The sequence below is a fragment of the Brucella pseudogrignonensis genome (assembly GCF_032190615.1).
GTDB lineage: Bacteria > Pseudomonadota > Alphaproteobacteria > Rhizobiales > Rhizobiaceae > Brucella > Brucella pseudogrignonensis_B.
In genome coordinates, this window is sequence record NZ_JAVLAT010000001.1 from 1,312,889 (window position 1) to 1,337,560 (window position 24,672).

Consider the following 24,672-nt stretch of genomic DNA (forward strand, 5'->3'; position numbering starts at 1 on the left):
AGCGAGCGCTGTGGATAGGAATAAGCGCGACACGCTCTAGTTTGGCGGTGTTCCATTGTCGCGCAGCACTTCGCCTGCCAGATAAAGCGAACCACCGATCAGAATGCGCGGCGGGGCTTCATCAGGCGCCCATGTATCACGCAAAATCTTGAGTGCGTTTTCAACCGAATGCACCGGCTCTGCCGAAAGTCCGGCCTTCTGTGCGCTGATGGCGAGTTCGTTGTTCGGGATGCCAGCGTCACTTGACGGGATCGGCACGGTAAAGACATGGCGTGCCATGCCTGCAAAGGCCTCAAAATAGCCGACAGGGTCTTTGGTGTTGATCATGCCGGTAATCAGGAACAAAGGCCGTGTGGACCGTTCCTCGAGATCGCCAAAGGCTTCTGCAATCACCATACCCGCGCCGGGATTATGCCCGCCATCAAGCCAGATTTCCGATGCCGTTGGTGCAAGATCGACAAGCGTGCCATGGGTCAGGCGCTGCATACGTGCAGGCCAGTCCACAACCATCATGGCTTTTTCTGCGGCCTTGTCGGTAATGGTGAAGCCCGCCATTTGCACCGCTTCGATGGCGGCGGCAGCATTTGCAAGCTGGTGACGGCCCGGCAGGCGCGGCAGAGGCAGATCAATCAGACCGTCTTCATTCTGGAACACCATCCGGCCATGTTCCTCGAATGCTAGGAAATCCTGACCATAGATCGAAAGCGGGCAATCAAGCCGGTCAGCCGTTGAGATCAGCACCTCACGCGCGGCGTCAAAAGGCTGGAAGCCGATAACGACAGGGCAGTCCTTTTTGATGATGCCAGCTTTTTCAGCGGCAATCAGCTCAACCCGGTCGCCCAAAAATGCCTGATGATCAACAGAAATAGGCATAATCAGCGATACGGCGGGATCAGTAATCACATTGGTCGCATCAAAGCGTCCGCCAAGGCCGACTTCCATGATCACGACATCGGCAGGATGCTCGGCAAACAGAACGAAGGCAACGGCCGTCAGGATTTCAAAAACCGTGATGTGTCTACCGTCATTCGCAGCTTCAACGCGTTCAATGGCCTCCGCCAGAACATCGTCAGAAACGAATTTTCCGCCATTTTTGGAGGCGAGGCGGTAGCGCTCGTGCCAGTTGACGAGATGCGGCGATGTATGGACGTGAACGCCAAAGCCGCTCGCTTCTAAAAGTGCGCGGCAGAAGGCTGTCGCCGATCCCTTACCGTTGGTTCCGGCAATATGGATCACAGGCGGCAGGTTCAGGTGCGGATTGCCGAGCTTTTCCAGCAGACCGCGAATGCGGTCCAGTGAAAGATCAAACCCTTTGGGATGCAATTGCATCAACCGTTCGATGACGGCATCCGCTTTTCCTGTCACGATTAAGCCGCCTTGCTGTCAGCTTCTGGCTTCTTTGGCGCAGGTGCTTTGACCGGTGCATCCATATTGGCTGGCTGACGGGTCATGATTTTGAGCAGGCTTGCGATAGTTGACTTGAGCTCAAGGCGCGAGCAAACCATATCGACCATGCCATGTTCCATCAGATATTCAGCGCTCTGGAAGCCTTCTGGCAGCTTTTCGCGAATGGTCTGCTCGATCACGCGTGGACCAGCAAAGCCGATCAGAGCGCCGGGTTCTGCAATGTGAATATCGCCAAGCATCGCATAGGAAGCCGTCACGCCGCCCGTTGTCGGGTTGGTGAGAACGACGATGTAAGGCAGGCCTGCTTCTTTAAGCATTTCGACCGCAACAGTGGTGCGTGGAAGCTGCATGAGCGACAGAATGCCTTCCTGCATACGTGCGCCACCGGAGGCTGCAAACAGAACCAGCGGACGCTTGAGTTCAATAGCCTTCATGAAGGCCTGAATGATCGCTTCACCGGCACCCATGCCGAGCGATCCGCCCATGAAGCCGAAATCCTGCACGGTTGCGACAATTGGCAGGCCTTCAATCGTGCCAAGACCATTGATGATTGCGTCTTCCATGCCGGTGCGCGCACGATAGTCTTTCAGACGGTCGATATATTTCTTTTCATCACGGAATTTCAGCGGATCGGTTGGAACCTTCGGGCTTTCCAGTGCTGTGTATTCGCCATTGTCGAAGAAGAAACGCAGGCGGTCCTTGGCCTTGATGCGCATGTGATGGCCCGAACCCGGAATCACGAACTGATTGCTTTCAAGGTCCTTATGGAACACCATTTCGCCGGTCGATGGATCCTTGATCCAAAGATTTTCCGGCATCTCGCGACGTCCGAGCATCGAATTGATCTTTGGACGAACGTAGTTGGTGATCCAGTTCATGACGTTTGCTTCCGTTTCTTCTTCTAAACTAACGAGCTGCCTAAATGGACGATTTATTGGGCAGCTTCAAGGCGTGTTGCGCGAACACTTGCCGCCAATGCACTGACAAGTTTGGTCACAGCGGCTACCGGATCGCCCTTTACCTTGCCATTTTCATCGAGCTCGAGCGCCACAGCATTGACGATTGCAGTACCCACAACCACGCCGTCAGCAGCTTCCGCAATGGCTGCGGCCTGTTCCGGGGTCTTCACGCCAAAGCCCACACAAATTGGCAGATCGGTGCTTTTCTTAATGTGCCGGACAGCATCGGCAACGCGGCTTGTATCGGCAATCGCCGAGCCAGTAATGCCGTTCATTGAGACATAATAGACAAAGCCAGACGAATTATGCAGCACTTTCGGCAGGCGCTTGTCGTCGGTGGTTGGCGTGGTCAGGCGAATGAAGTTGAGGCCCGCATCCGTTGCCGGAATGCAGAGTTCCTTGTCCATTTCGGACGGCAGATCGACAATGATGAAGCCATCAATGCCGGATGTTTTTGCATCGGCAAGAAAGCGTTCGACGCCATAGATATAGATCGGGTTGTAATACCCCATCAGCACGATTGGTGTGGTGTCGTCTTCCTTGCGGAAATCAGCAGCCAGTTGCAGCGTCTTTTTCAGCGTCTGACCGGCATTGAGTGCGCGCAGACCAGCGGCTTGAATGGCAGGGCCATCAGCCATCGGATCAGAAAAAGGCATACCGAGCTCAATCACATCGGAGCCTGCTTTTGGCAATGCTTTCATCACAGCAAGCGATGTCGCATAATCCGGGTCGCCGCCCATGAAATAGGTAACCAGCGCTGGACGTCCTTCGGACTTGAGCGATGCGAATTTGGTGTCGATGCGTGTGGTCATACCGTGCCCCGTGGCAAAATGCGCGTAAGATAATCGGCGGTGGATTGGCCGGACATAACTGTCTCCATCCAGGCGCGCCGTTCAAAGTCAATGATTCCCAGCTCCCAAACGCATGCCATCAAGAGAGGCTGCGCTGGTTCGAATTCGATCTCGTCACTGAGTTCGGACTGCCAGAGAATCTGCGTTGCGATGCCACCTTCCAGCCACCAGTGCAGAAGCAGCCACAGGCTTTCTTCGCCCTGATGCAGAATGGCAAAGCCAGCACCCAGATGCGGCGTATGCTCCAGCTTTTCTGCAACAGATGCGATCTGCCTGCGGGCAATGCCGAGAGCGGCTTCAGCAAGTGGATTGGAAGGATCAGCTTCGATGATGTTGAGCTTGATTGTTGCCGGACCACACTCCGTCAGTCCGTCGAACCATGCGGCGCGCGGTCTGTAAGCATTGGTGTCAACAACGGCCTTGCTCATGCAATCCTCACATGTCCATGCCGAGCAATTGCCCGACCGTGTGAACATCCTTGTCGCCGCGACCGGAGAGATTGACGATCATCAGCTGATCTTTGCCCATGGTTGGGGCCATTTTCACGGCTTGCGCAATCGCATGCGCGGATTCAAGCGCCGGGATAATGCCTTCAACGCGGGTGCAAAGCTGGAAAGCGTCGAGCGCTTCGTCGTCGAGGATTGGCACATAGTCAACGCGGCCTGAATCCTTGAGCCATGAATGCTCAGGACCAACGCCCGGATAGTCAAGACCTGCGGAAACCGAATGGCCTTCAAGAATCTGGCCGTCTTCATTCTGCAATAAATAAGTGCGGTTGCCATGCAGAACACCGGGGCTGCCAGCGCTCATCGATGCGCAATGCTCCACACCCTCAAGGCCGCGACCGCCTGCTTCAATACCGACGATTTTGACTGACTTGTCATCGAGGAACGGATGGAACAGGCCGATTGCGTTCGATCCACCGCCAACAGCAGCGACGATCACGTCTGGCAGACGGCCTTCCAGCTCGAGAATCTGTTTGCGCGCTTCTGTGCCAATCACCGACTGAAAATCGCGCACCAGTTCCGGATAAGGATGCGGACCAGCAGCGGTGCCGATCAGATAATAGGTGTCTTCAACATTGGTGACCCAGTCACGCAGCGCTTCGTTCATCGCGTCTTTGAGTGTGCCATTGCCAGCTGTCACCGGTTTTACTTCAGCGCCCAGCAGCTTCATGCGGAAAACATTTGGCTTTTGACGCTCAACGTCAGTGGCACCCATATAGACCACGCAAGGCAGGCCAAAACGCGCTGCAACGGTGGCTGATGCAACGCCATGCTGACCAGCGCCGGTTTCAGCGATGATGCGGGTCTTGCCCATGCGCTTGGCAAGCAGAATCTGGCCAAGGCAATTGTTGATCTTATGGCTACCAGTATGGTTCAGGTCTTCGCGCTTGAAGTAAATCTTCGCGCCGCCCAGATGTTTGGTCAGGCCTTCGGCATAATAAAGCTTGGAAGGGCGACCAGCATAATAGGTCGAGAGATTGGAAAGCTCCGCCTGAAATTCAGGATCGTTCTTTGCCGTCTCATAGGCTTCCTGCAATTCGAGGATCAGCGGCATCAGCGTTTCGGCGACAAAGCGTCCGCCAAAAATGCCGAACATGCCTTCTTCGTCCGGGCCTGTTTTGTAGGAATTGGGTTCAACCGGCTTGTTCACTGCTGCCACTCCGTCATGTGCAGGCTATTGTCTGGCATCAGACACTGCCTGAAAAAATTCATTGATAAGACGCACATCCTTTTGACCGGGTGCGCGCTCTACGCCGGACGATACATCGATACCCGGCGCACGCGTTTTGTGCAGCGCCTCGGCAATGTTGCCCGCATTCAGTCCACCGGAAAGCATGTAATCGACACTGTCGTCAAGCGCGTCGAGCAATGCCCAGTCAAAGGATACACCATTGCCACCCGGAAGGTCAGAACCTTTCGGCGGTTTGGCATCAAAAAGAAAGCGATCAGCAATGCCCTGATAGGGCGCGATCACGCTGAGATCGGCGGCCTCGCGAATGGCAAAGGCTTTGATTACCGGCAGGCCATAGCGCTTTTTTACATCAGCCACGCGCTCAGGCGTTTCATGGCCATGGAGTTGCAGCATGTCTGGCTGCAATTCACGCACGATTTCATCAAGCACTTCATCATCCGCATCAACGGCGACGGCAACCACTTTGGCACGGCCTTTCGCTGCTTCACGCAAGCGACCGGCATCGGCAGGGTTCAAGTGCCGCGGGCTTTTGGGAAAGAAGATAAAGCCAATATGCGTCGCACCGCCATCAAGCGCAGCAGCGACTGCTTCCGGCGTTTTAAGGCCGCATATTTTTATATCAAAAACCATGGCGTTTCCGTCGCACATATTGCGGGCCGACTCAAGCTGTTCCGGCCTCAACGCGAGGAGCCGCGTCATCATAGCCCTGTGCTATAAGGTAATCATAGGCTTCCATGACCTCAAGAGGAACGGCTTGTGCAACCTGAAAGCCAAGTGCCGGATATTCGAGAATGCGGCGCAGATCACCCACCATTTCGCGCACCAGCTTCTCAAAATCATGGCCTTCTGTCGGCTGATCTCTAAAAGACGTCGCAGGTGCAGTGACAAATGCGCGTGCTTCCGGCCATTGTCGGTCAACGGTTGCGCGCACCCGGCGCTGGGTCTGCGGTTTGGTCACAAAGATCGGGCTGATTGTTCCTGCAACCATGATGTCGCGCGCGAAAAGAATGTTCTCGCCGATATTGGTCGCTTTCGGTTCAATGATGATAGCCTCTTCCGGAACACCTTCAGCAATGGCTATTTCGGCAAAGGCTTCGGCCTCTGAAGCCTTGTAAAGCCCTTTGGTCCAGTTGCCGCTGTGGCCGGTGAACATGAGCCAATTGGCAAGGCCTTGCCGATAAAGATCGGCCGCATGTTTTGCAACACGGGTATCGTAGCTGCCAAGACCGATAATCACATCGGCGGCAACAGGTTCATCGGAGAGGCAATGGTAATCCCACAGCGCCCGTGCAGCAGTTTGAATGTCTGATGTCATGTAAAATCGATAGCCTGTAATGCGCTGCCATTGCGCTTCAGCCATGCTTTGCAACGCTCTGTATCAGGGCAAAGCTCATGGCAGAGTTTCCAGAATTTCGGCCCGTGGTTCATCTCAATCAGATGGGCCACTTCATGGGCGACGAGATAATTAATGACGGGCGCAGGCGCCATGCCGATACGCCACGAAAAAGAGAGCACACCATCGGACGTACACGATCCCCAGCGGCTTTTGGTATCTTTGAACCGGACCGCTTTGGCTTTACGGCCCACGGTTGCCGTGTGACGGGCAACAAGCTGTTCAATATCGCGTTTGACTTCACGCTTGAGGTAATCGGCGATACGCCGCGAAAGATGCGCGGGATCGCCATGAACGAGCAGAATATTGCCTTCCAGCAAATCCACCGTACCGCGTCCGGACTGATGGGTTATGAGATGCGGCACCCCGCGAATGGGTATTTTCACACCGGCACGAAGGCCAGCCTGATCAGGCATTTTGGCAATGCGGCTTTCAATCCAGCCCTGATGACGGACCAGAAAACTCTGAACTTCGCGGTCGGGTAGGCCGGGTGGGATGGTAACGCGTAGCCCTTTGCCGCCGGTCTCAATCCGCAGCGTCAGACGTTTTGCACGTGGATTTTCCAACACACGCAAAGTCAGTTCGCGGCCTGCGACCGCATGCATACGTTCGCGTGTGACGACAGACGGCTTTTTGGCTGCAGATCGAAATAAGGAAAAACCCATGCTTTAAAGATAGGTGATTCGCATAAAAATCCAGAGATTTTTAATGTTCCAAGCAAAACGGCGCAGACAAAGCCCGCGCCGTTTACAGTTCAGATCAGGGTTGTAGCCACTAGATCGTGGTTACGTCGCCGCCGTCGTTTTTCTTTGCCGAAGCGCGGCGCTCATTCATGAAGCGGTCAAACTCTTCCTTGTCGCGGGCGCGGCGCAGTTCTGTGGCATAGGCTTCAAACTCAGCGCGGGCTTCTTCCAGCTTGCGGCGTTCTGCGGCGAGCCGGTCGAGTTCTTCGCGACGCCATTCATCGAAAGCAGCATTGCCGGTGGTGCCGCCAAAATTAAAGCTTTCGCTTTTGCTACAATTGCGGAAAGAGCCAAACACAGAGTCGGTCTTTTCGTTGAGGCTACGTTTAAAATCACCGAGGCGATCACCCCAGATGATATAGGCAAGCATGGCGAGGCCAAGCGGCCAGAAGAAGATAAAGCCCAGCACCATCAGCGCAATTGTCGCTGGTGTCCATGCGGGGCGGATCAATGCAGAATTTGTCATGGTCTACTCCGTTTCATTCAGGGCCGTTTGTTAATCTCGCGGCTTGAAATTGACGTGGTAAACCAATTGCGGCTTTTCAAGAATATCGTCTGCCTGCTCCCGCCAAACGGGCGCTAAGCAATGTGATTATCTCGGAAATTTTTTACGTAAATGTTCGAGTGCGGCTACACCAAGTCCGGCAACCAGCGCCCAGAAAGCAGAACCAACGCCAAAAAAGGCAATGCCGGAGGCAGTCACTGCGAAGGTGACAATGGCTGCAAGCCGCTCTTCTTCAACTTTGAGCGCTAGTGCCATGGCATTGATGAATGGACCACTCAGCGCAAGGCCAGCAACCAGCGCAATGAGGGTGACAGGCAGAACGGCGAAGATCGCCACCAGCGAAGCACCAAACAGCGCAAAGATGACATAATAAACCGCATAGACCGGGCCGGTCATCCAGCGCTTTTTAGGGTCCGGATGCGCATCGGGATTGGTGCAAAGCGCCGCTGAAATAGCTGCAAGATTGCTGGTTGCGGCTCCAAAGGGCGCGGTCAGCAGTGAGAAAAATCCGGTTACACGCAGCGCGGCGCTGGTCGGCGGCTCATAGCCGGAGGCGCGCAACACCGCAAAGCCCGGCAGATTTTGCGAGGCCATGGTCACGATATAAAGTGGCAGAGCGATGCCGATCATCGCGCCGATGTGAAACTCCGGCCAGATCAGTGTGAGCGTCGAAATCTCCGGTGCAGGCAATTCGGGTACACGCGCGGACATCAGGGCATAGGCCATGCCAAGCACAAGCACGGCAATGACCGCGAGCGACGGATTAAACAGCCGCACGATGAAGAATAAAGCCACCAGAGGCAGTACAAAAGCAGGATCAAGCGAAACGGATTTCGCAGCTGCAATCACAAAACTCAGCAATACACCTGCCAGCATGCCCGATGCGACCGATGCCGGAATGCGCGCAACCAGTGTCGAAAGTGGACGGATCAGCCCGGTCAGGATCAGCGCTAGTGCTGTTACGATGAATGCGCCGACCGCTTCTGGCATAGTGAAGCCGACGCTTGCACCAATCAGGGCCAGTCCGGGTGTGGACCATGCCGCAATGATCGGCATTTTGTAACGCACGCTCAGCCATGCGGATGAACCGGCAATGGCCAGACACACCGCTGTCACCCAGCTTGCGGTTTCGGCTTGCGTTGCACCGAGTACACCGGCGGCTGCAACAATCAGCGCCAGCGTACTACCAAAGCCAACGATTGCAGCGACTGCCGCAGACGCAAAAACCGAAAAGCGCATGCTTATTCTCCAACAGATATGCGTTCAGCGAGGCCAGAAACGGTACGGATCAGCAGTTCCAGATCCTGCGGACGCGACAATCGATGGTCGCCATCACGCACCAGTGTCAGCGTCACGTCATCAACCGGCAGATGCTCGACGAGCTTGAGCGCATGCTGATAAGGCACCGCCTCATCCTGCATCCCTTGCAGAATATGCACAGGGCAGCCTGTCTCGATGATTCCTTTGAGAACCAGATTGTTACGCCCGTCTTCGATCAGCGCGCGGGTGTAGATGTATGGGTTTGGTGAATATTCCGAAGGCTCTTCAAAATAGCCCTGCTCGATCAGGTCTTTCTTTTGCGCATCGGTCAGGGATGGTTCGACAAGCTCGGCGGTAAAATCCGGTGCCGGTGCGATGAGCACGATCCCGGCAGGCGATTTGCCAATCTTTTTCAGTTCCTGCGCCATGCGCAGCGCGATCCAGCCGCCCATGGATGAACCGACCAGAATCTGCGGACCTTTCGCATATTTTGCATAAACTGCGAGACTTTCATTCAGCCAGCGTGAAATTGTGCCCTCGTTGAAGTCCCCACCCGACTCACCATGGCCTGAATAATCAAGGCGCAGAGCGGACCGCCCGGTCTTTTCAGCCCACGCATCAAGAACCACTGCTTTGGTGCCGAGCATATCGGAGCGATAGCCACCGAGCCAGACAACACCCGGTGCAACCTGTCCGCTACGATTACGGACGGCAATCTGTGCGCCATCAACTTCAATAAAATCCGGTTCAGCTGTGCTCATGGTTCGTCTCCTGATTTGGCAGGCAGTTTTTCAAGTGATCTTCATTTGCCATTTATGACAGGCGGAGAAAACCTCACTCCCTTGAAATATTGAGGAATGTGACCGATATGTCGCTTACCACCTCCGAAACACTTCTTTCTTTGCCTTTATTCTTCCGGGGGTGCTTTTCCCTGTCAAAGATGCTATTGACTTTACCGCTCGCTTGACCACATTTCCGCGTTAAACAGGGGTTTGATCGGAAAAGGCCGTCGCGGGCCACGAAATTGAATTGCCTATATCGTTAATAATCAGGAGATAACGACCATTCGCCGACCGTTCAGAGCGACGCCGGTCCAGAAAGACGGACCGCGCTCCAACCGTGATATCCGGGTTCCCCGGGTCCAGCTTATTGATGCCGAAGGCCACAACCACGGCAGTATCCCGACGCAGGATGCCATTGCGATGGCAGAAGAAGCGGGTCTCGATCTCGTTGAGATCGTGCCAAACGCTGAACCGCCTGTGTGCAAGATCGTGGATCTCGGCAAGCTGAAGTATCAGAATCAGAAAAAAGCCTCCGAAGCACGCAAGAAGCAGAAAACGGTCGAAATCAAAGAAATTAAGATGCGACCGAACATCGACACGCATGACTATGAAGTGAAGATGAAGGCTGCGCAGCGTTTCTTTGACGATGGCGATAAGGTGAAGTTCACCCTGCGTTTCCGTGGTCGTGAAATGGCGCACCAGGAGCTTGGTATGAAGCTTCTCATCCGCGTCAAGGAAGACACTGTGGAGATCGCAAAGGTTGAAGCAGAGCCTAAGCTTGAAGGCCGCCAGATGATGATGGTTCTGGCTCCACGCTGATCTAATAATTTCTAGCCTTTGAAAAGCCGCCTTCGGGCGGTTTTTCTCTGCCCGAAACAATCCTCACTTAGAGATCATCATGAAAACACTAAGCGAACTGGGCAAATATCAACAAAGACGCCGTCTTGCGATTGCCATTGTCATTGGGCTTCTTGTCGTAGCACTCCTTTTCGTGCGCTCGCGGTCCGATGGTCATTTGCATGAATATATCGAAGCGTTCGGCATCAGCCTCATTGTAGCAGCGATTCTTGGACGTATGTGGTGCACGCTTTATATTGGCGGGCGCAAAAGCGCGGAAATCGTGCAGACCGGCCCTTATTCGATCACACGCAATCCGCTTTATGTGTTCAGCAGCATCGGTGCGATCGGTATAGGTGCACAGACTGGAAGTATCATCATCGCGCTGGCTTTTGGTGTTCTGTGTTATCTGGCTTTTGCGATGGTCATCCGCACCGAAGAGAAGTTTCTCAAGGCCAACTTCGGTAAGCCCTATGAGGCTTATTGCGCGAGTGTGCCGCGCTTTTTCCCAAAGTTCTCGCTATTTCGCGATGAAGTTGAATTGCGCGTAAAGCCGGATCGGCTTTATCGGACATTCACCGATGGACTGGTGTTCTTTGTGGCCTATCCATTTTTTGAGGTTATTGAATATCTGCAAAACATTCATGCTTTGCCGGTTTTGTTACGACTTTATTGATGTTGAAGCATGATCCAGCCCAATTCGGTCTGATTCAGGCATTGCGTTTTCTGGCCTTTAAGCCTATAAGGCCGCGTTCGAACCGCCCGGCAGGGCATGCCGTGGCGGTTTCGTATGCTTTTCAGACTTGGTCGGTCTGGAAGTAAAACAAGGTTTCTGTCTGTCGCAGATACGGACGCCACTAAAACAAGAGACGTCGAGTGCCGAAGGCACGAGGGGGATCGTAAAATTAAGAGGCGTGGAGTGCTGCAAGCATGACAGGGACTAAACAAAGGAGTAGCAAAATGCCCAAGATGAAGACCAAATCGGCTGCTAAAAAGCGGTTCAAAATCACAGGCACTGGCAAAGTTGTAGCTGCGGCTGCAGGCAAGCGCCATGGCATGATCAAGCGCTCGAACAAGTTCATTCGCGATGCACGCGGCACCATGGTGCTCTCGGACGCAGATGCGAAGATCGTAAAACAGTTCCTGCCTAACGGCCTCTAAGCCGTCTATCCTCTAAGGAGATCATAACATGGCACGTGTAAAACGCGGCGTTACCGCCCACGCCAAGCACAAAAAAGTTCTCGACCAGGCTTCCGGTTTCCGTGGCCGTCGTAAGAATACAATCCGCACTGCTAAGGCTGCTGTTGATCGTTCGAAGCAGTATGCTTACCGCGACCGCAAGAATCGCAAGCGTACGTTCCGCGCGCTCTGGATTCAGCGTATCAACGCTGCTGTTCGCGAGCAGGGCCTGACCTATGGCCGTTTCATCGATGGTCTTGCTAAGGCAGGTATCGAAATCGACCGTAAGGTTCTTTCCGACATCGCAATCCATAAACCTGATGCATTCGGTGCGCTGGTTGCGTCGGCAAAGAAGGCTCTCGAGTACCTTAAGAACACCGAGACGCCAAACGCTTTTGAAGGCGCTGTTCGCTAAGCCAGCCCTTCCCAAGTGATATTTTGAATTTGGGAAACCCGCGCTGGCTCGGCTGGCGCGGGTTTTTCTTTCGCATTTGATGCCACTGGCACGAGCGGGAAGCCAAACAAGAGGCGTGGAGTGCTGCAAGCACGACGGGAAGCAAATCAAGAGGCGTCGAGTGCTGCAAGCACGACAGGGAAATAAATCAAGAGGCGTCGAGTGCTGCAAGCACGGCTGGGAAATAAATCAAGAGGCGTCGAGTGTCCCTTGGACACGAGAGGGATGTAACCAAGAGGCGTGGAGCGCGATCAGCGCGACAGGGATATAGACAATGAGCGATCTTGAACAACTCGAACAAACTATTCTTGGCGAAATCGCTGCTGCCAGCGACGAGCAGGCGATTGAAGCGGTGCGCGTTGCAGCACTTGGCAAGAAGGGTACGGTCTCTGAAAAGTTGAAAACGCTCGGCAGTATGTCGCCTGAAGAGCGTCAGGCACAGGGGCCGGCCATCAATGGTTTGAAGAACCGCGTCACAGAAGCGCTCAACGAACGCAAGACTGAGCTGCGCAAGCAAGCCATTGCAGCGCGCCTTGAGCGTGAGAAGGTTGATGTGACGCTTCCCGTACGCGAAAGTGCTGTGTCGCGGGGTCGTATTCATCCGATTTCTCAGGTTATCGATGAAATCACTGCGATCTTTGCAGATATGGGTTTTTCGATTGCCGAAGGTTCGGATATCGAGACTGACTATTACAATTTCACAGCGCTGAACTTCCCTGAAGGTCATCCGGCGCGCGAAATGCACGACACCTTCTTCTTCAATCCAGACGAGAAGGGCGAGCGCAAGCTGCTGCGCACGCACACCTCGCCGGTGCAGGTGCACACGATGGAGAAGTTCGCTGCACTTCGCGACAAGGAAGGCCGCGACGAGCCGATTCGCATCGTCATTCCGGGCAAGACCTATCGCATGGATTCCGACGCCACTCACTCGCCGATGTTCCATCAGGTGGAAGGTCTGGTCGTCGATAAGTCGGCCAATGTCGCCAATATGAAGTGGGTGCTGGAAGAGTTCTGCAAGGCATTCTTTGAAGTACCAAACGTCACAATGCGTATGCGTCCGAGCTTCTTCCCGTTCACTGAGCCATCGGTGGAAGTTGATATTCAGTGCGACCGTTCCGGCCCGCATGTGAAATTTGGCGAAGGCACGGACTGGCTCGAAATTCTGGGCTGCGGCATGGTGCATCCGAATGTGCTGCGCGCTTCCGGCTTCGATCCGGACGTTTATCAGGGCTTTGCATGGGGCATGGGGATCGACCGTATCGCCATGCTGAAATACGGCATGCCTGATCTGCGTGCCTTCTTCGATGCCGATGTGCGCTGGCTCAATCATTATGGTTTCCGTCCCCTCGACCTGCCCACATTGTTCGGCGGACTGAGCGCGTAAAGACAGGAAGGAACAGAGAAATGAAATTCACACTTTCCTGGCTCAAGGATCACCTTGAAACTGATGCGACGCTCGACCAGATCGTCGAAAAACTCACCGATATTGGTCTGGAAGTGGATGGCGTCGACGATCGTGCTGCATTCAAAGCTTTCAAGATCGCTAAGGTTTTGAATGCTGTTCAGCACCCCGATGCCGACAAGCTGCGCGTTCTCACCGTTGATACAGGCGAAGGTCAGCCGGTTCAGGTCGTTTGCGGTGCCCCCAATGCCCGCACAGGTCTGGTCGGTGTTCTGGGTCGTCCGGGCGATTATGTGCCGGGCCTTGATGTCACGCTTTCGGTTGGTAAAATCCGTGGTGTCGAAAGTTTTGGCATGATGTGTTCCGAGCGCGAGCTGGAACTTTCAGATGAACATAACGGCATTATTGATCTGCCAGACGATGCGCCTGTTGGCACAAGCTATGCAGCTTACCTTGGCATTGACGATCCGATCATTGAAATCGGCCTGACGCCCAATCGGGCTGACTGTGCAGGCATTCGCGGTATTGCACGCGATCTGGCTGCCGCTGGCCTTGGTACGCTCAAAAACACTCTGCCGGAAGCGGTTAAGGGCGAAGGTCAGACACCTGTTAAGATCATTCTCGATCAGGATTCTGAAAATCCGTTCTGTAACGGTTTTGCGCTGCGGCTGGTCAAGGGTGTTAAGAATGGCCCAAGTCCGAAATGGATGCAGCAGCGCCTGAAAGACATTGGCATGCGCCCGATTAACGCGCTGGTGGATATCACCAATTATGTGACCTTCGATCAGGGGCGTCCGCTGCATGTGTTTGATGCAGCCAAGGTTAAGGGCAATCTGACCGTGCGTCTTGCAAAGGATGGCGAGACGATCCTCGGTCTTGATGGGCGTGAGCATAAGTTCAAGCCGGGCATGTATGTGATTGCCGATGACAACGGTCCCGAATCAATTGCCGGTATCATGGGCGGCGAGCATTCGGGCTGTGATGAAAACACCGTCGATGTGCTGATCGAGTCGGCCCTTTGGGATCCGCGTATGATCGCACGCACGGGCCGCGAACTCGGTATCGTCACCGATGCGCGCTATCGCTTTGAACGCGGCGTCGATCCTGAAATGATGGTTCCGGGTGCGGAAATTGCAACCAAAATGGTGCTTGAACTTTGCGGCGGTCAGCCGACGGTTCTCGACGTAGTTGGTTATACAGCCCCAGCGGCGCGCGTGATTGATTTCCCGGTTTCGGAAGTCAAACGCCTCACCGGTATCGACGTGTCCTATGATGAATCATTTGACATTCTGAAGCGTCTTGGCTTCGGCGTTGAAGGTGACGGCAAGGTTATTAAGGCGACCGTTCCAACATGGCGCAATGACGTAGAAGGCAAGGCTGACCTCGTCGAAGAAGTCATGCGTATCCACGGCATCAACCAGATTGCACCTCAGCCGCTGCCGGGTCTTGGCACGGTCAATGGTCGTATTCTGACAACGCTGCAAATCCGCACGCGTCTTGCACGCCGCACGCTTGCTTCGCGCGGCATGATGGAAGCCGTGACTTATTCCTTCATCTCCGAAGCGCAGGCAAAAGCCTTTGGCGGCGGCAAACCGGAACTGAAGCTGGCAAATCCGATTGCAGCCGATATGTCTGACATGCGCCCATCGCTGCTCCCGGGTCTGCTGTCTGCGGCTCAGCGCAATGCGGATCGTGGTTTTGGCGATACGGCCTTGTTCGAAGTCTCGGGCGTCTATGAAGGCGACAAGCCGGACCAGCAGCGTCGTGTGGCGGGCGGTGTCCGTCGCGGCACGGCAGGTGTCGAAGGCGCGGGGCGTTTCTGGGCGGGCAATGCATCACCTGTTGGCGTATTCGATGCGAAGGCCGATGCGCTGGCAGCACTTGAGGCTGCCGGTGCACCGGTTGATCGCATCCAGATCGAAGCCGGTGGTCCGGAATGGTTTCATCCGGGCCGTTCAGGCACGCTGAAACTCGGACCAAAGGTCGTGCTTGGCTATTTTGGTGAATTCCACCCGGATACGCTGGAAGCACTTGATGTGTCGGGCGCGCTCTGCGGCTTCGAAGTCTATATTGATGCGATCCCAGAGCCGAAGGCAAAGGCAACCCGCACCAAGCCAGCGCTCAGCCTCTCGCAGTTCCAGAGCCTTAAGCGTGATTTCGCCTTTGTGGTGGATGCAAGCGTTGAAGCGGGTAATGTCGTGAAGGCGGTCTCGTCTGCTGACAAGAAGCTGATTGCGGGTGTACAGGTGTTTGACGTGTTCACAGGCGCTTCACTTGGTGAAGGCAAGAAGTCGATTGCGGTCGAAGTGCTTCTTCAGCCACAGGATCGCACGCTCACCGATGAAGATCTGGAAGCACTGGCGAAGCAGATTGTTGCGAATGTGACCAAGCAAACTGGTGGCGTCCTTCGCGGATAAGCACAAGACTAAAAGCCCGGGTTGTTCCGGGCTTTTTTCGTGCCCATTAACTCAGGCTGATTTGTAGCTATTTCTTATTGCGACCTTCCAGCTTGCCTTGTCTTTTAGAAATTGTCCCCTTTATATCCCAAGACATTAGTATGATTGCGGAATTTAGAGGCTGCGCGAATGGTGCAAGACAATAATTCGGGTGGTGCAACTGCTGTTGAACCGTTAAAAATTCAAGACATCAAAGTCATCGACAATGCTAAGCTCAAAAAAGCAATCACCGCTGCTGCACTTGGCAATGCAATGGAATGGTTCGACTTTGGTGTTTACGGCTTTGTAGCCTATGCGTTAGGCCAGGTTTTCTTCCCAAATGCGGCACCCGGAATTCAGACGATTGCAGCACTCGCAACGTTCTCGGTGCCTTTTTTGGTGCGCCCGCTAGGTGGCTTGTTCTTCGGCGTGATGGGCGATCGTTTTGGGCGGCAAAAAGTCTTGTCGCTGACAATCATTATCATGGCAGCCAGTACTTTCTGTATTGGACTTATTCCATCCTATGCGACGATTGGCATATGGGCACCAATCCTGCTGCTTGCCTGTAAACTCATTCAGGGCTTTTCGGTCGGTGGAGAATATACCGGCGCTGCCATTTTCGTTGCCGAATATGCACCTGATCGCAGAAGAGGCTTTCTTGGCAGCTGGCTTGATTTCGGGTCGATTGCGGGCTTCGTGATGGGGGCTGGGCTTGTGGTGTTCTTAAGCACCATGATGGGAGAAGCGGCGTTTCTGGACTGGGGATGGAGGATTCCATTTTATCTCGCTGCACCTTTGGGGCTTATCGGTCTTTACCTTCGCCATGCTGCCGAAGAAACGCCAGCCTTTACCCAACAGCTTGAGCGCATGGAAAAAGAAGACCAGGATGCGATAAAAGATCGTCCGATGGTTTCTTTTACGGAAATTGTGCGAAACTACTGGAAGTCGCTGTCCGTGTGCATAGGCATGGTGCTGGTCACAAACATCACTTATTATATGTTGCTGACCTATATGCCGACTTATCTGTCGCAAAGCCTCGGCTATTCAGAAGATCATGGTGTTTTGATTATCATTGTTGTGATGATCGGCATGTTGTTTGTTCAACCCGTCGTCGGTTTCCTCAGTGACAGGTTTGGACGCAGACCATTTTTGTTGGTCGGCAGCCTTGGCCTGCTGTTTTTATCGCTTCCAGCATTTCATCTCGTGACGAGTAACAACACGCCAAAAATTTTTGCTGGTTTGTTGATGCTGGCCGTGTTCCTCAATTGCTTAACAGGCGTGATGGCGTCAACCTTGCCAGCCTTGTTTCCTGCAAGAATACGCTATAGCGCATTGGCAAGCGCCTTTAATATATCGATTATCATTGCAGGTTTAACGCCGACAGTTGCAGCGTGGCTCGTGGAGACGACAGATAGCCTGTATGTTCCGGCTTATTATTTGATGGCCGCTTCAATCATCGGGTTAATAACGGCATTTTTTCTCAGCGAGACTGCAAACAAACCGCTTCGAGGCGATACACCAAGTGCCTCGAATAAATCTGAAGCAAAGATTTTGCTGAAAGAGGCTTATGCAAATATCGAAGAGCGTGTTGACGATATCGACGAAAAGATCGCTTCCCTTGAGAGTGATATTGAAGCGCTTAAATTGCGCAGACAAACCCTCGTTGACAGGCATCCAAAGTTAACCTGATGCTATTCTGAACGTCACAAATCACATCGAAAAGGCCGGGACATGTCCCCGGCCTTTTTCAGACCGTATCTATATCCGAAAACTGTTTAACGTCTTTCGAGATCAGTTCTCATGGCTTTTCATTCTCAAAACGGCGAATGTGCAGGCATGGCAAGCATGGCCATATCGATGATCTTCTGTACGGCTTCGCGCGAGTTGCCGTCACGGGCTTCAAAAGAAATGCTCTGCTGGACCATGTGGTAGAACTCGGTCATCTGCGCGATGTCTGTCTGCTCTGGCAAGTCGCCCGCTTCCATCGCGCGCTTCAACCGCTTTGAAAGACGCTGATGATTGGTGTGACGGACCTGTTGAAGGAACGCCTTTACATTGGCATTTTCCGGTTTGCACTGGATTGAGCTGACACTGATCATGCAGCCGCCAGCGGGGCAGGCAAAAGCGCTGTCGGCACTTAATTCCAGCCATTGGCGCATGCCGTCCTGAATAGTCGACGCATTTTCGAGCGCATCGAAAGGACCGGCACCGATGGTACGATTATAATAGTCTACAGCCTCGCGAAACGCCTGTTCTTTGTTGCCAAAGGCTGCATAAAAGCTCGGCGGCGTAATGCTGATCGCCGATGTGAAATCGTTGATCTGGGCGCATTCATAGCCCTTCGCCCAGAAGACTTTCATGACTTTTTCCAGCGCAGCATCGCGGTCGAAACTGCGCGGACGCCCGCGTGGAACCATTTTTCGTCCTTTCTGTAGTCATGTTTATATAATTTGCTTGACGCTCCGGCGCAAGACGATATGAATTATATAGTATCGACTATATAAATAGGATTCGCCCCATGAACGAAGTGTGTGATTCTGCCCTTGCGGCGGAACAGGTCTCTGCGTCTTCAAATCAGGCGCGCGCCATTCCGCTGGTGGTCTATTGCCTGACGCTGGGTATTTTTGCGCTGACCACGTCTGAACTGATGATTTCCGGCATGATGCCAGCGCTACAGGAGGCTTTTGGCCGCTCGATTTCGGATATTGGCAATCTCATCTCCGTCTATGCTTTGGGCATGACGATTGGTGGTCCGCTGGTGACAATAGTGTTTCTGGCGCTGAAGATTGAAAACAAGCGCGGGCTGTTGTTGCTTCTGATCCTTTATGCTGTCGGACAAAGTGTGGCTGCCTCAACCAGCAATTTTCATGTGATGCTGGTGGCGCGTGTTTTCACCGGTATGGCAGCGGCGACCAGTTTCGGCCTGATGCTGGCGATCACCGCGCAGCTTGTTGTGCCTGAACTGCGTGGTCGCGCATCGTCGCTGGTGTTTGCTGGTCTCATGCTGTGCACTGTTCTTGGCGTGCCGCTGGCAACCGCTATCAGCAATGCGTTTGGCTGGCGTGCGAGCTTCTGGGCGATTGTGGTGCTGGTGCTGTTTTGTGCGCTGGTGATTGCGCTCAAAATCGAGGCTAAGCCAAATCATGGGGAAGTAAATCTGCGCTCTGAGCTCAATGAAATGCGAAAGCCAAGGCTTTGGGCCGCTTATGCAACCAGCGCTCTGGTGATTGGTGCTTCGTTCTCGGTCTATAGCTATTTATCGCCGATCACGGCGCAACTCGCAGGCTTTCCGGAAGCGCAATTGCCCTTTTTGCTGGCGATTTATGGTGCTGCAAACATTATTGGCAATTACGTGATTGGTCGTTTCGCTGATCGTCATACGATTGCGACGATCTTTATCGGCATTCTGATCATGCTGACAGCCATGCTCATCTTCGCGCTGTTTGCTGAACTAAAGTTTGCGACGATTCTTGCGATAGTCATGATCGGCCTGACGGGTATTGCGCTTAATCCAGCCTTCATTGCTCGCGTCATGCGGATTGCGCATCCGGGCGCGCTGGTCAATGCAATGCATGCATCCGTCATCAATATTGGGCTGGGACTTGGTCCATGGGCGGGCGGTTTTGCGCTCTCGACAGGCTATGGTCTTCATGCGCCACTCTGGGTGGGTTTCATCATGACGCTTCTTGGCTTGCTAACCCTTGCACCGCGCGCCTTGCGCCGGATGTAATGCGCAACAGCAAACAAAAAAGCCGGGGTCGGTGCCCCGGCTTTCGTATCGGAAGGGATGATTAATCCTTCGAAAACATGGTTGCGCTCTGCGAGGTCGAAACCATGGTGTTATAATCATTGACGATCCATTGCAGATCAGAGGCAACATTGCCCTTACGGGCGTCGCCTTTGGTCTTTTCTAGCTTTTCCTGGAAGTCGCGCAGCTTGCCCAACAGGCTTGCAGGACGGGATTCAAAAACATGGAACGAATTTGGATGTTCGGTTGCGTAATCATCCATTTCACGAACGGCGGCGGCATAGGCATCCATAGCCTTGCCAAAGGCTTCCATATCGACAACCGGCTTCTCGTTTTCCGGCAGCAATTCAACAACCGCATTGGCACGCATCATAACATTGCGAACCTGCCAGTTGGCTTTTTTGCCCTCAGACTTTTCAAGCGCATCAAGCTCAGCCAGATCGATCTTGGCCTTCTCCTCGCTCAGCAGCGCATCGACACGCTTACGTTCTTTGGTGAACTCTGGCGCATATTCCGCGATCTGCTTGTGAAACTCTTTCGCACCGGCAAACTTGTCAGACTTATAGTCCTTGCGGTCATAATATTTGCTCGCCTTTTCAACGACCGGGGCAAGCTTCTGATAGATCGCAATATAGCTCACCATTGCTTCATCAAGCGCAGGGAGTTTCGGGTCCGCCTTTGTGGCTTCTTCGGCTGCCTCAATTTCGCTGCGCACATCATAGAGCGAGTAAAGGCCGTAGACATTGCGCTCCTTGCCGGTTGGTCCCTTTTTCATATCGACCCAGCTATCGTAGCGATCGAGCGATTCCGAAGCGCGAATGGTGCGGTTGAGAAGCGAAACATAGGCGTTCATTTTGCCAATCGCAGCGTTCGGGTCAGTCTCATCGGCAGATTGTGCAAAGACGGTAACTGGCAGGATGACCGCCAGAAGCGTGAACAGGATCGCACGAGGCGAGAAGCGTTTCATATGTTTTTCCCTCATTGAGTAGATTCTAAAAACTGTGAAATGATTGCAGTGCTTTGATTTTCAAGGCTGGTAGTCTGTCCCCTTAGCCCTCATCATTGTTTGGCTCATCATTGCTTGGCATTGTCAGGGAGCCAGTTGCTCCCGGATCGATTTCTTATGACGGTGATGATTGTGGTGACGATTGAAAGCACAACCAGATATTCAACAAAGCGGAGCGGAAACACAAACCAGCCGCTGATCGTTCGTTCGATTGCGCCATAGAGATTGACGATCTGGAACTCGTAATTCACGCCGGTGCTGCCGCCGCCATGACTGACGATTTCTTTGATTTGAAGATGACTGTCGGGGCTTCCGAACAGCCATGAAAGCGGTTGATTGTAGACAGGGTTGCCACGGCTATCGAAAAACATGGCCACAAATGACATGAATGAAATCATGATGGCTGCGGCTTCCGGCTTTCTCCAGTCGACTTTCGAGAACCAGAATATGGCGGAGCAGACGATAAGAAGAAAAATGCTCGCAACGCCGTCGATAAAGATGACACCATACATCCCATACATGAGGCCAAGCCCCACAAGGGAGAAGCAAGCAATAGCAGCGGCGGCGATGGCAAATATGCCAAGCACTTTCGTGATGGTTCCTGTTTGCATAAAGCGCAAAAAGCATGCATCCGCAAGAATGACAAGCTTTATTAGAGCTTTCTACTTTATGAGGGTGCTCTAAATGTTTGTTTTATTTTGCAAATGTGAAGGGCAGGGATGATCCCCGCCCTCCTGTTTGAGCATCTCAGTTTTAAAGTCCGGTCATCGCCAGCGATGCGTCCGTATATCGTTTACCCGCAATCTTTTGGAAATCAAAAAGACTGTTGAGCTGTGCCAGATCATCGCTGCTCAAAGATATATTTGCAGCTCCGGCATTGTCTTCGAGGTGATTGACCTTGCGGGCTCCGGGGATCGGCACGATGAAATCGCCCTGATGCAGAACCCAGGCAAGTGCCAGTTGTGCGGGTGTTACTTGCTTTTGGGCGGCCATATCGACGATGAGATCGACCTGCTTGTTATTGGCTTCGAGATTGCCCGGTTGGAAGCGTGGCAGCGTCTTGCGGAAATCATCCGCTGCGAGATCAGATTGCGAACGCACCTTGCCCGTCAGCATGCCGCGACCCAGCGGGCTGTAAGGCACAAAACCAATGCCAAGTTCGGCGCAGATTTTCAGCACATCCTCTTCAGGATCGCGTGCCCAGAGGGAGTATTCACTCTGAAGAGCCGCAATCGGATGAACCGCATGAGCACGGCGCAGCGTGTTTGCACCGGCTTCCGAAAGACCGATGGTGCGGATTTTACCCTCACCAATCAGGTCTTTCATTGTGCCGATGACATCTTCGATTGGTACATTCGGATCAACACGATGCTGATAGAACAGATCGATCGTTTCAATGCCAAGGCGTTGCAAAGAAGCCTCTGCCACTGCGCGGATGTTTTCAGGGCGGCTGTCCACACCCACGGGGGTGCCGTCTGCAATTTTAAAGCCAAACTTTGTGGCAATCGTAACTTTATCGCGGATCGGCTTCAGTGCCTTGCCGAGCAGCTTTTCATTTTCGTAGGGGCCGTAGACTTCGGCTGTATCAAAAAATGTGATGCCAAGATCAAATGCACGGTGCAATGTCGCAATGGCATCCTGTTCGTCCTGTCCACCATAGGCATAGCTCATGCCCATGCAGCCGAGGCCGATTGCAGAGACAGTCAGATCCTGGCCAAGCTTGCGCGTTTTCATGGATATTCCTTTCGGGACAATTTTTAAAATCTGGTGGCACGGTGCTCTGAAAGCGCAGAGCGTCCGGCGAGGCTGAAAATACGCTCCGGTCCTGCGTTCGATAATACTGATTTATTTTCACGGGCTATTCGATATTTTAGAACAATGAATCGAAATCAGCTTTCCCAACTGGCCGTTTTGGCCGCCGTTGCCGCCCATGGCAGTTTTCGCGGCGCAGCGCGTGAATTGTCGATTGCACCATCTGCGGTCAGCCATGCCGTCTCAGCTCTTGAAGAGAGCCTTGGCATCCGGTTGTTATCACGCACCACGCGCAGTGTTGCGCCCACGGATGCGGGGCGACAATTGCTGGAGCGTCTTGCTCCGGCGCTGCAAGAAATTCATCAGGCGCTTGGTGCCGCAATCGAGGCGCGCGACCGCCCTGCGGGCATGCTGCGCATTACGATGCCGCATATCGCAGCGCAGTTTGTCATTGCGCCGCGGCTACATACTTTCGCTGCAGCTTATCCTGACATTACACTGGATTTAACAATAGAAAGTGCGCTCACTGACATTGTTGCTGAAGGTTTTGACGCTGGCATGCGGCTTGGTGAAAGCCTTGAGGCTGATATGATCTGCGCCCGACTGACAGGCGATTTGCGCGCAGCCATTGTTGGGGCGCCGTCCTATTTTGAAACGAAAGCGATCCCCGAGCACCCGCATGATCTGATGCAGCATCGGTGTGTGCGGCAACGCTTTTCCAGCGGACAGATTTATAACTGGGAGTTTGAAAAAGACGGCAAAGAAATAGAGGTGGCAATCAAAGGGCCGCTCATTCTCAACGATGACAGGCTGATTCTCGATACGGTTCTGAATGGCACCGGCCTTGCCTATCTGTTTGAAGATCACGTTCGCGACGCGCTTGTAGATGGACGACTGGTCAGAGTGCTTGACGACTGGTGCCAGCCATTTGCCGGGCTGTTCCTTTATTATCCAAGCCGCCGCCAGATGAGACCAGCTCTGCGCGCATTCATCGATTTCTTTCGCGGATCTTACGAGATGCAGAGCCGCTTTCTGGGGGCTTGAGGCGCTTCGCGGCAAAAAACTTATTCGACGGCTTTGGTGGGGGAACATTTTTTGTTTCGTATTTGGCACCAATCATGTCATCGATAGCCGCAAATATGGGATCATAGCGCTTTGCGCTCACTGAAACTCGGCCTGAAAGAAAAACTGAGCAAGTTTGGAAGAAGGGAAACGCATGTTTCGTTGGGGTATTCTTTCCACCGCCAAGATTGGCGTCACGCAGGTTATTCCGGCACTTTGTGCTTCGGACAATGGTGCTGTTCATGCCATTGCCAGTCGTGATGAGGCACGTGCGCGTGCTGTTGCAGATCGCTTTGGTGCGCCGCTGGCTTTTGGTTCTTATGAGGAATTGCTGGCAAGCGACGAAGTTGACGGTGTCTATATTCCGCTGCCGACCTCACAGCATATTGAATGGACGCTGAAAGCAGCCGAAGCTGGCAAACATGTGCTTTGCGAAAAGCCGATTGCGCTTAAAGCCGACGATATTGATCAGCTGATTGCCGCACGCGACAAGCATAAGGTCACAATCGCTGAGGCCTTTATGGTGTTTTACCACCCGCAATGGATCAAGTTGCGTTCTCTTCTCGAAGACGGTGCGATTGGAACGCTGCGTCATGTGCAGGGCGCGTTCAGCTATTTCAACAATGACCCAACCAATATGCGCAATCAGCCGGAGCTTGGCGGCGGTGTGCTGCCGGACATTGGCGTCTACCCGACTGTAGTGACGCGTATGGTTACGGGCAAGGAGCCGCTCTCGGTTCAAGCGACTGTTGAGTATGATCCGAATTTTGGCACGGATCGCTATGCCAATGTCTCAGCCCGATTCGATGGTTTTGATCTGAGCTTTTATGTTGCTACCCAGTTGGCTGGTCGTCAGACGATGGTTTTCCATGGCGATAAGGGCTTTATCGAAGTTCACGCACCATTCAATACCGGCAAATATGGTCATGGCCGCATAACGCTCTATAATGCGGAACATACGGAGGCGACAGAGTGGTCTTTCTCCGATACAAACCATTATCAGCTTCAGGCGGAAAACTTCGTTCGCGCCGCGAAGGGTGCCAAGGGAGAAAGTAGTGTGATGCTGTTTTCTCTGGAAAACTCAAAAGCCAATCAGAAATTTATCGATGCGATTTATCGCGCTGGTAAAAGCGACGGTTTCGTGAGCGTTTAAAGCATGTCGCGGAAAAGTGGGAACCGGTTTTCCGATAACGACATGC

Annotated in this window: 25 protein-coding genes; 10 read left to right on the forward strand and 15 right to left on the reverse strand. The window is 53.3% G+C overall.

Going from position 1 to position 24,672, the window contains the following annotated elements:
- Positions 1–36: 36 nt before the first annotated feature.
- From RI570_RS06390 to RI570_RS06440, 11 genes are all read right to left on the reverse strand, one after another.
- Complete coding sequence (locus RI570_RS06390) at positions 37–1,329, reverse strand: bifunctional folylpolyglutamate synthase/dihydrofolate synthase (protein WP_409558649.1); 1,293 nt, start codon at positions 1,327–1,329, stop codon at positions 37–39.
- Between the two features lie 38 nt (positions 1,330–1,367).
- Positions 1,368–2,285 (reverse strand): acetyl-CoA carboxylase, carboxyltransferase subunit beta, encoded by a 918-nt coding sequence (gene accD / locus RI570_RS06395; protein WP_313827575.1) that lies wholly within the window; start codon positions 2,283–2,285, stop codon positions 1,368–1,370.
- Between the two features lie 53 nt (positions 2,286–2,338).
- Positions 2,339–3,178: a tryptophan synthase subunit alpha gene (trpA, locus tag RI570_RS06400; protein ID WP_313827576.1), complete on the reverse strand. Its 840-nt coding sequence runs from the start codon at positions 3,176–3,178 to the stop codon at positions 2,339–2,341.
- Positions 3,175–3,645 (reverse strand): hypothetical protein, encoded by a 471-nt coding sequence (locus tag RI570_RS06405; RefSeq protein ID WP_313827577.1) that lies wholly within the window; start codon positions 3,643–3,645, stop codon positions 3,175–3,177. Before RI570_RS06405 ends, trpA begins: the two co-directional genes overlap by 4 nt.
- Positions 3,646–3,652: 7 nt before the next feature.
- Positions 3,653–4,873: a tryptophan synthase subunit beta gene (gene trpB / locus RI570_RS06410; protein WP_313827578.1), complete on the reverse strand. Its 1,221-nt coding sequence runs from the start codon at positions 4,871–4,873 to the stop codon at positions 3,653–3,655.
- Between the two features lie 24 nt (positions 4,874–4,897).
- Complete coding sequence (locus RI570_RS06415) at positions 4,898–5,545, reverse strand: phosphoribosylanthranilate isomerase (protein WP_313827579.1); 648 nt, start codon at positions 5,543–5,545, stop codon at positions 4,898–4,900.
- 31 nt (positions 5,546–5,576) lie between these two features.
- Positions 5,577–6,230: a YdcF family protein gene (locus RI570_RS06420; RefSeq protein WP_313827581.1), complete on the reverse strand. Its 654-nt coding sequence runs from the start codon at positions 6,228–6,230 to the stop codon at positions 5,577–5,579.
- Positions 6,227–6,973 carry a M48 family metallopeptidase gene (locus tag RI570_RS06425; protein ID WP_313827582.1) on the reverse strand — a complete coding sequence of 249 codons (747 nt, stop codon included), beginning with the start codon at positions 6,971–6,973 and terminating at the stop codon, positions 6,227–6,229. The genes RI570_RS06420 and RI570_RS06425 overlap by 4 nt, the downstream gene beginning before the upstream one ends.
- Positions 6,974–7,082: 109 nt before the next feature.
- Positions 7,083–7,517: a DUF2852 domain-containing protein gene (locus tag RI570_RS06430; RefSeq protein ID WP_313827583.1), complete on the reverse strand. Its 435-nt coding sequence runs from the start codon at positions 7,515–7,517 to the stop codon at positions 7,083–7,085.
- 126 nt (positions 7,518–7,643) lie between these two features.
- Positions 7,644–8,795, reverse strand: a complete 1,152-nt coding sequence (locus RI570_RS06435; RefSeq protein WP_313827584.1) for a benzoate/H(+) symporter BenE family transporter — start codon at positions 8,793–8,795, stop codon at positions 7,644–7,646.
- Between the two features lie 2 nt (positions 8,796–8,797).
- The gene (locus RI570_RS06440) at positions 8,798–9,577 is read right to left on the reverse strand and encodes an alpha/beta hydrolase (RefSeq protein ID WP_313827585.1); all 780 of its coding nucleotides are present in this window, start codon (positions 9,575–9,577) and stop codon (positions 8,798–8,800) included.
- Positions 9,578–9,880: 303 nt separating this feature from the next.
- On the opposite strand from RI570_RS06440, the gene infC reads away from it, so the two are divergent.
- The 7 genes from infC to proP all read left to right on the forward strand — a co-directional run bounded on the left by infC (position 9,881) and on the right by proP (position 17,594).
- Entirely contained in the window at positions 9,881–10,417 is a 537-nt protein-coding gene (infC, locus tag RI570_RS06445) for a translation initiation factor IF-3 (RefSeq protein ID WP_250039469.1), read from the forward strand.
- Between the two features lie 79 nt (positions 10,418–10,496).
- Positions 10,497–11,111, forward strand: a complete 615-nt coding sequence (locus RI570_RS06450; protein ID WP_313827586.1) for an isoprenylcysteine carboxylmethyltransferase family protein — start codon at positions 10,497–10,499, stop codon at positions 11,109–11,111.
- A 284-nt stretch (positions 11,112–11,395) separates the two neighbouring features.
- A complete protein-coding gene (gene rpmI, locus RI570_RS06455) occupies positions 11,396–11,596 on the forward strand; it encodes a 50S ribosomal protein L35 (RefSeq protein WP_007872654.1) in 201 nt (66 codons plus the stop codon).
- Between the two features lie 28 nt (positions 11,597–11,624).
- On the forward strand, positions 11,625–12,029 hold the full coding sequence (gene rplT / locus RI570_RS06460) for a 50S ribosomal protein L20 (RefSeq protein WP_313827588.1): 405 nt from the start codon (positions 11,625–11,627) through the stop codon (positions 12,027–12,029).
- Between the two features lie 313 nt (positions 12,030–12,342).
- A complete protein-coding gene (gene pheS / locus RI570_RS06465; protein WP_313827589.1) occupies positions 12,343–13,452 on the forward strand; it encodes a phenylalanine--tRNA ligase subunit alpha in 1,110 nt (369 codons plus the stop codon).
- A gap of 20 nt (positions 13,453–13,472) precedes the next feature.
- The gene (gene pheT, locus RI570_RS06470; RefSeq protein WP_313827590.1) at positions 13,473–15,887 is read left to right on the forward strand and encodes a phenylalanine--tRNA ligase subunit beta; all 2,415 of its coding nucleotides are present in this window, start codon (positions 13,473–13,475) and stop codon (positions 15,885–15,887) included.
- 168 nt (positions 15,888–16,055) lie between these two features.
- Complete coding sequence (gene proP, locus RI570_RS06475) at positions 16,056–17,594, forward strand: glycine betaine/L-proline transporter ProP (RefSeq protein WP_313827592.1); 1,539 nt, start codon at positions 16,056–16,058, stop codon at positions 17,592–17,594.
- Positions 17,595–17,719: 125 nt separating this feature from the next.
- Here the strand turns inward: proP and RI570_RS06480 are convergent, their stop codons facing one another.
- The gene (locus tag RI570_RS06480; protein WP_313827593.1) at positions 17,720–18,322 is read right to left on the reverse strand and encodes a TetR/AcrR family transcriptional regulator; all 603 of its coding nucleotides are present in this window, start codon (positions 18,320–18,322) and stop codon (positions 17,720–17,722) included.
- A 101-nt stretch (positions 18,323–18,423) separates the two neighbouring features.
- Between RI570_RS06480 and RI570_RS06485 the strand changes: the two genes are divergently transcribed.
- Entirely contained in the window at positions 18,424–19,635 is a 1,212-nt protein-coding gene (locus tag RI570_RS06485) for an MFS transporter (RefSeq protein ID WP_313827594.1), read from the forward strand.
- Positions 19,636–19,696: 61 nt separating this feature from the next.
- Here RI570_RS06485 and RI570_RS06490 read toward each other — a convergent pair whose 3' ends face one another.
- The 3 genes from RI570_RS06490 to RI570_RS06500 form a co-directional block, all read right to left on the reverse strand.
- Positions 19,697–20,620 (reverse strand): YiiG family protein, encoded by a 924-nt coding sequence (locus RI570_RS06490; protein WP_313827595.1) that lies wholly within the window; start codon positions 20,618–20,620, stop codon positions 19,697–19,699.
- A 107-nt stretch (positions 20,621–20,727) separates the two neighbouring features.
- Entirely contained in the window at positions 20,728–21,270 is a 543-nt protein-coding gene (locus tag RI570_RS06495) for a hypothetical protein (protein ID WP_313828576.1), read from the reverse strand.
- A gap of 142 nt (positions 21,271–21,412) precedes the next feature.
- Positions 21,413–22,393: an aldo/keto reductase gene (locus RI570_RS06500; protein ID WP_313827596.1), complete on the reverse strand. Its 981-nt coding sequence runs from the start codon at positions 22,391–22,393 to the stop codon at positions 21,413–21,415.
- Between the two features lie 144 nt (positions 22,394–22,537).
- On the opposite strand from RI570_RS06500, the gene RI570_RS06505 reads away from it, so the two are divergent.
- Together RI570_RS06505 and RI570_RS06510 are read left to right on the forward strand one after the other, a co-directional pair.
- Positions 22,538–23,455: a LysR family transcriptional regulator gene (locus tag RI570_RS06505; protein WP_313827597.1), complete on the forward strand. Its 918-nt coding sequence runs from the start codon at positions 22,538–22,540 to the stop codon at positions 23,453–23,455.
- A gap of 172 nt (positions 23,456–23,627) precedes the next feature.
- Positions 23,628–24,626 carry a Gfo/Idh/MocA family oxidoreductase gene (locus RI570_RS06510; RefSeq protein WP_313827598.1) on the forward strand — a complete coding sequence of 333 codons (999 nt, stop codon included), beginning with the start codon at positions 23,628–23,630 and terminating at the stop codon, positions 24,624–24,626.
- The last annotated feature ends 46 nt before the right edge of the window (positions 24,627–24,672 follow it).

Coding starts and splice junctions, on each gene's coding strand:
- RI570_RS06390 (WP_409558649.1), bottom strand. CDS start 1,329: ATGCAATTGCATCCCAAAGGGTTTGATCTTTCACTGGACCGCATTCGC.
- accD (WP_313827575.1), bottom strand. CDS start 2,285: ATGAACTGGATCACCAACTACGTTCGTCCAAAGATCAATTCGATGCTC.
- trpA (WP_313827576.1), bottom strand. CDS start 3,178: ATGACCACACGCATCGACACCAAATTCGCATCGCTCAAGTCCGAAGGA.
- RI570_RS06405 (WP_313827577.1), bottom strand. CDS start 3,645: ATGAGCAAGGCCGTTGTTGACACCAATGCTTACAGACCGCGCGCCGCA.
- RI570_RS06415 (WP_313827579.1), bottom strand. CDS start 5,545: ATGGTTTTTGATATAAAAATATGCGGCCTTAAAACGCCGGAAGCAGTC.
- RI570_RS06420 (WP_313827581.1), bottom strand. CDS start 6,230: ATGACATCAGACATTCAAACTGCTGCACGGGCGCTGTGGGATTACCAT.
- RI570_RS06425 (WP_313827582.1), bottom strand. CDS start 6,973: ATGGGTTTTTCCTTATTTCGATCTGCAGCCAAAAAGCCGTCTGTCGTC.
- RI570_RS06430 (WP_313827583.1), bottom strand. CDS start 7,517: ATGACAAATTCTGCATTGATCCGCCCCGCATGGACACCAGCGACAATT.
- RI570_RS06435 (WP_313827584.1), bottom strand. CDS start 8,795: ATGCGCTTTTCGGTTTTTGCGTCTGCGGCAGTCGCTGCAATCGTTGGC.
- RI570_RS06440 (WP_313827585.1), bottom strand. CDS start 9,577: ATGAGCACAGCTGAACCGGATTTTATTGAAGTTGATGGCGCACAGATT.
- RI570_RS06450 (WP_313827586.1), top strand. CDS start 10,497: ATGAAAACACTAAGCGAACTGGGCAAATATCAACAAAGACGCCGTCTT.
- rpmI (WP_007872654.1), top strand. CDS start 11,396: ATGCCCAAGATGAAGACCAAATCGGCTGCTAAAAAGCGGTTCAAAATC.
- rplT (WP_313827588.1), top strand. CDS start 11,625: ATGGCACGTGTAAAACGCGGCGTTACCGCCCACGCCAAGCACAAAAAA.
- pheS (WP_313827589.1), top strand. CDS start 12,343: ATGAGCGATCTTGAACAACTCGAACAAACTATTCTTGGCGAAATCGCT.
- pheT (WP_313827590.1), top strand. CDS start 13,473: ATGAAATTCACACTTTCCTGGCTCAAGGATCACCTTGAAACTGATGCG.
- proP (WP_313827592.1), top strand. CDS start 16,056: ATGGTGCAAGACAATAATTCGGGTGGTGCAACTGCTGTTGAACCGTTA.
- RI570_RS06480 (WP_313827593.1), bottom strand. CDS start 18,322: ATGGTTCCACGCGGGCGTCCGCGCAGTTTCGACCGCGATGCTGCGCTG.
- RI570_RS06485 (WP_313827594.1), top strand. CDS start 18,424: ATGAACGAAGTGTGTGATTCTGCCCTTGCGGCGGAACAGGTCTCTGCG.
- RI570_RS06490 (WP_313827595.1), bottom strand. CDS start 20,620: ATGAAACGCTTCTCGCCTCGTGCGATCCTGTTCACGCTTCTGGCGGTC.
- RI570_RS06495 (WP_313828576.1), bottom strand. CDS start 21,270: ATGCAAACAGGAACCATCACGAAAGTGCTTGGCATATTTGCCATCGCC.
- RI570_RS06500 (WP_313827596.1), bottom strand. CDS start 22,393: ATGAAAACGCGCAAGCTTGGCCAGGATCTGACTGTCTCTGCAATCGGC.
- RI570_RS06505 (WP_313827597.1), top strand. CDS start 22,538: ATGAATCGAAATCAGCTTTCCCAACTGGCCGTTTTGGCCGCCGTTGCC.
- RI570_RS06510 (WP_313827598.1), top strand. CDS start 23,628: ATGTTTCGTTGGGGTATTCTTTCCACCGCCAAGATTGGCGTCACGCAG.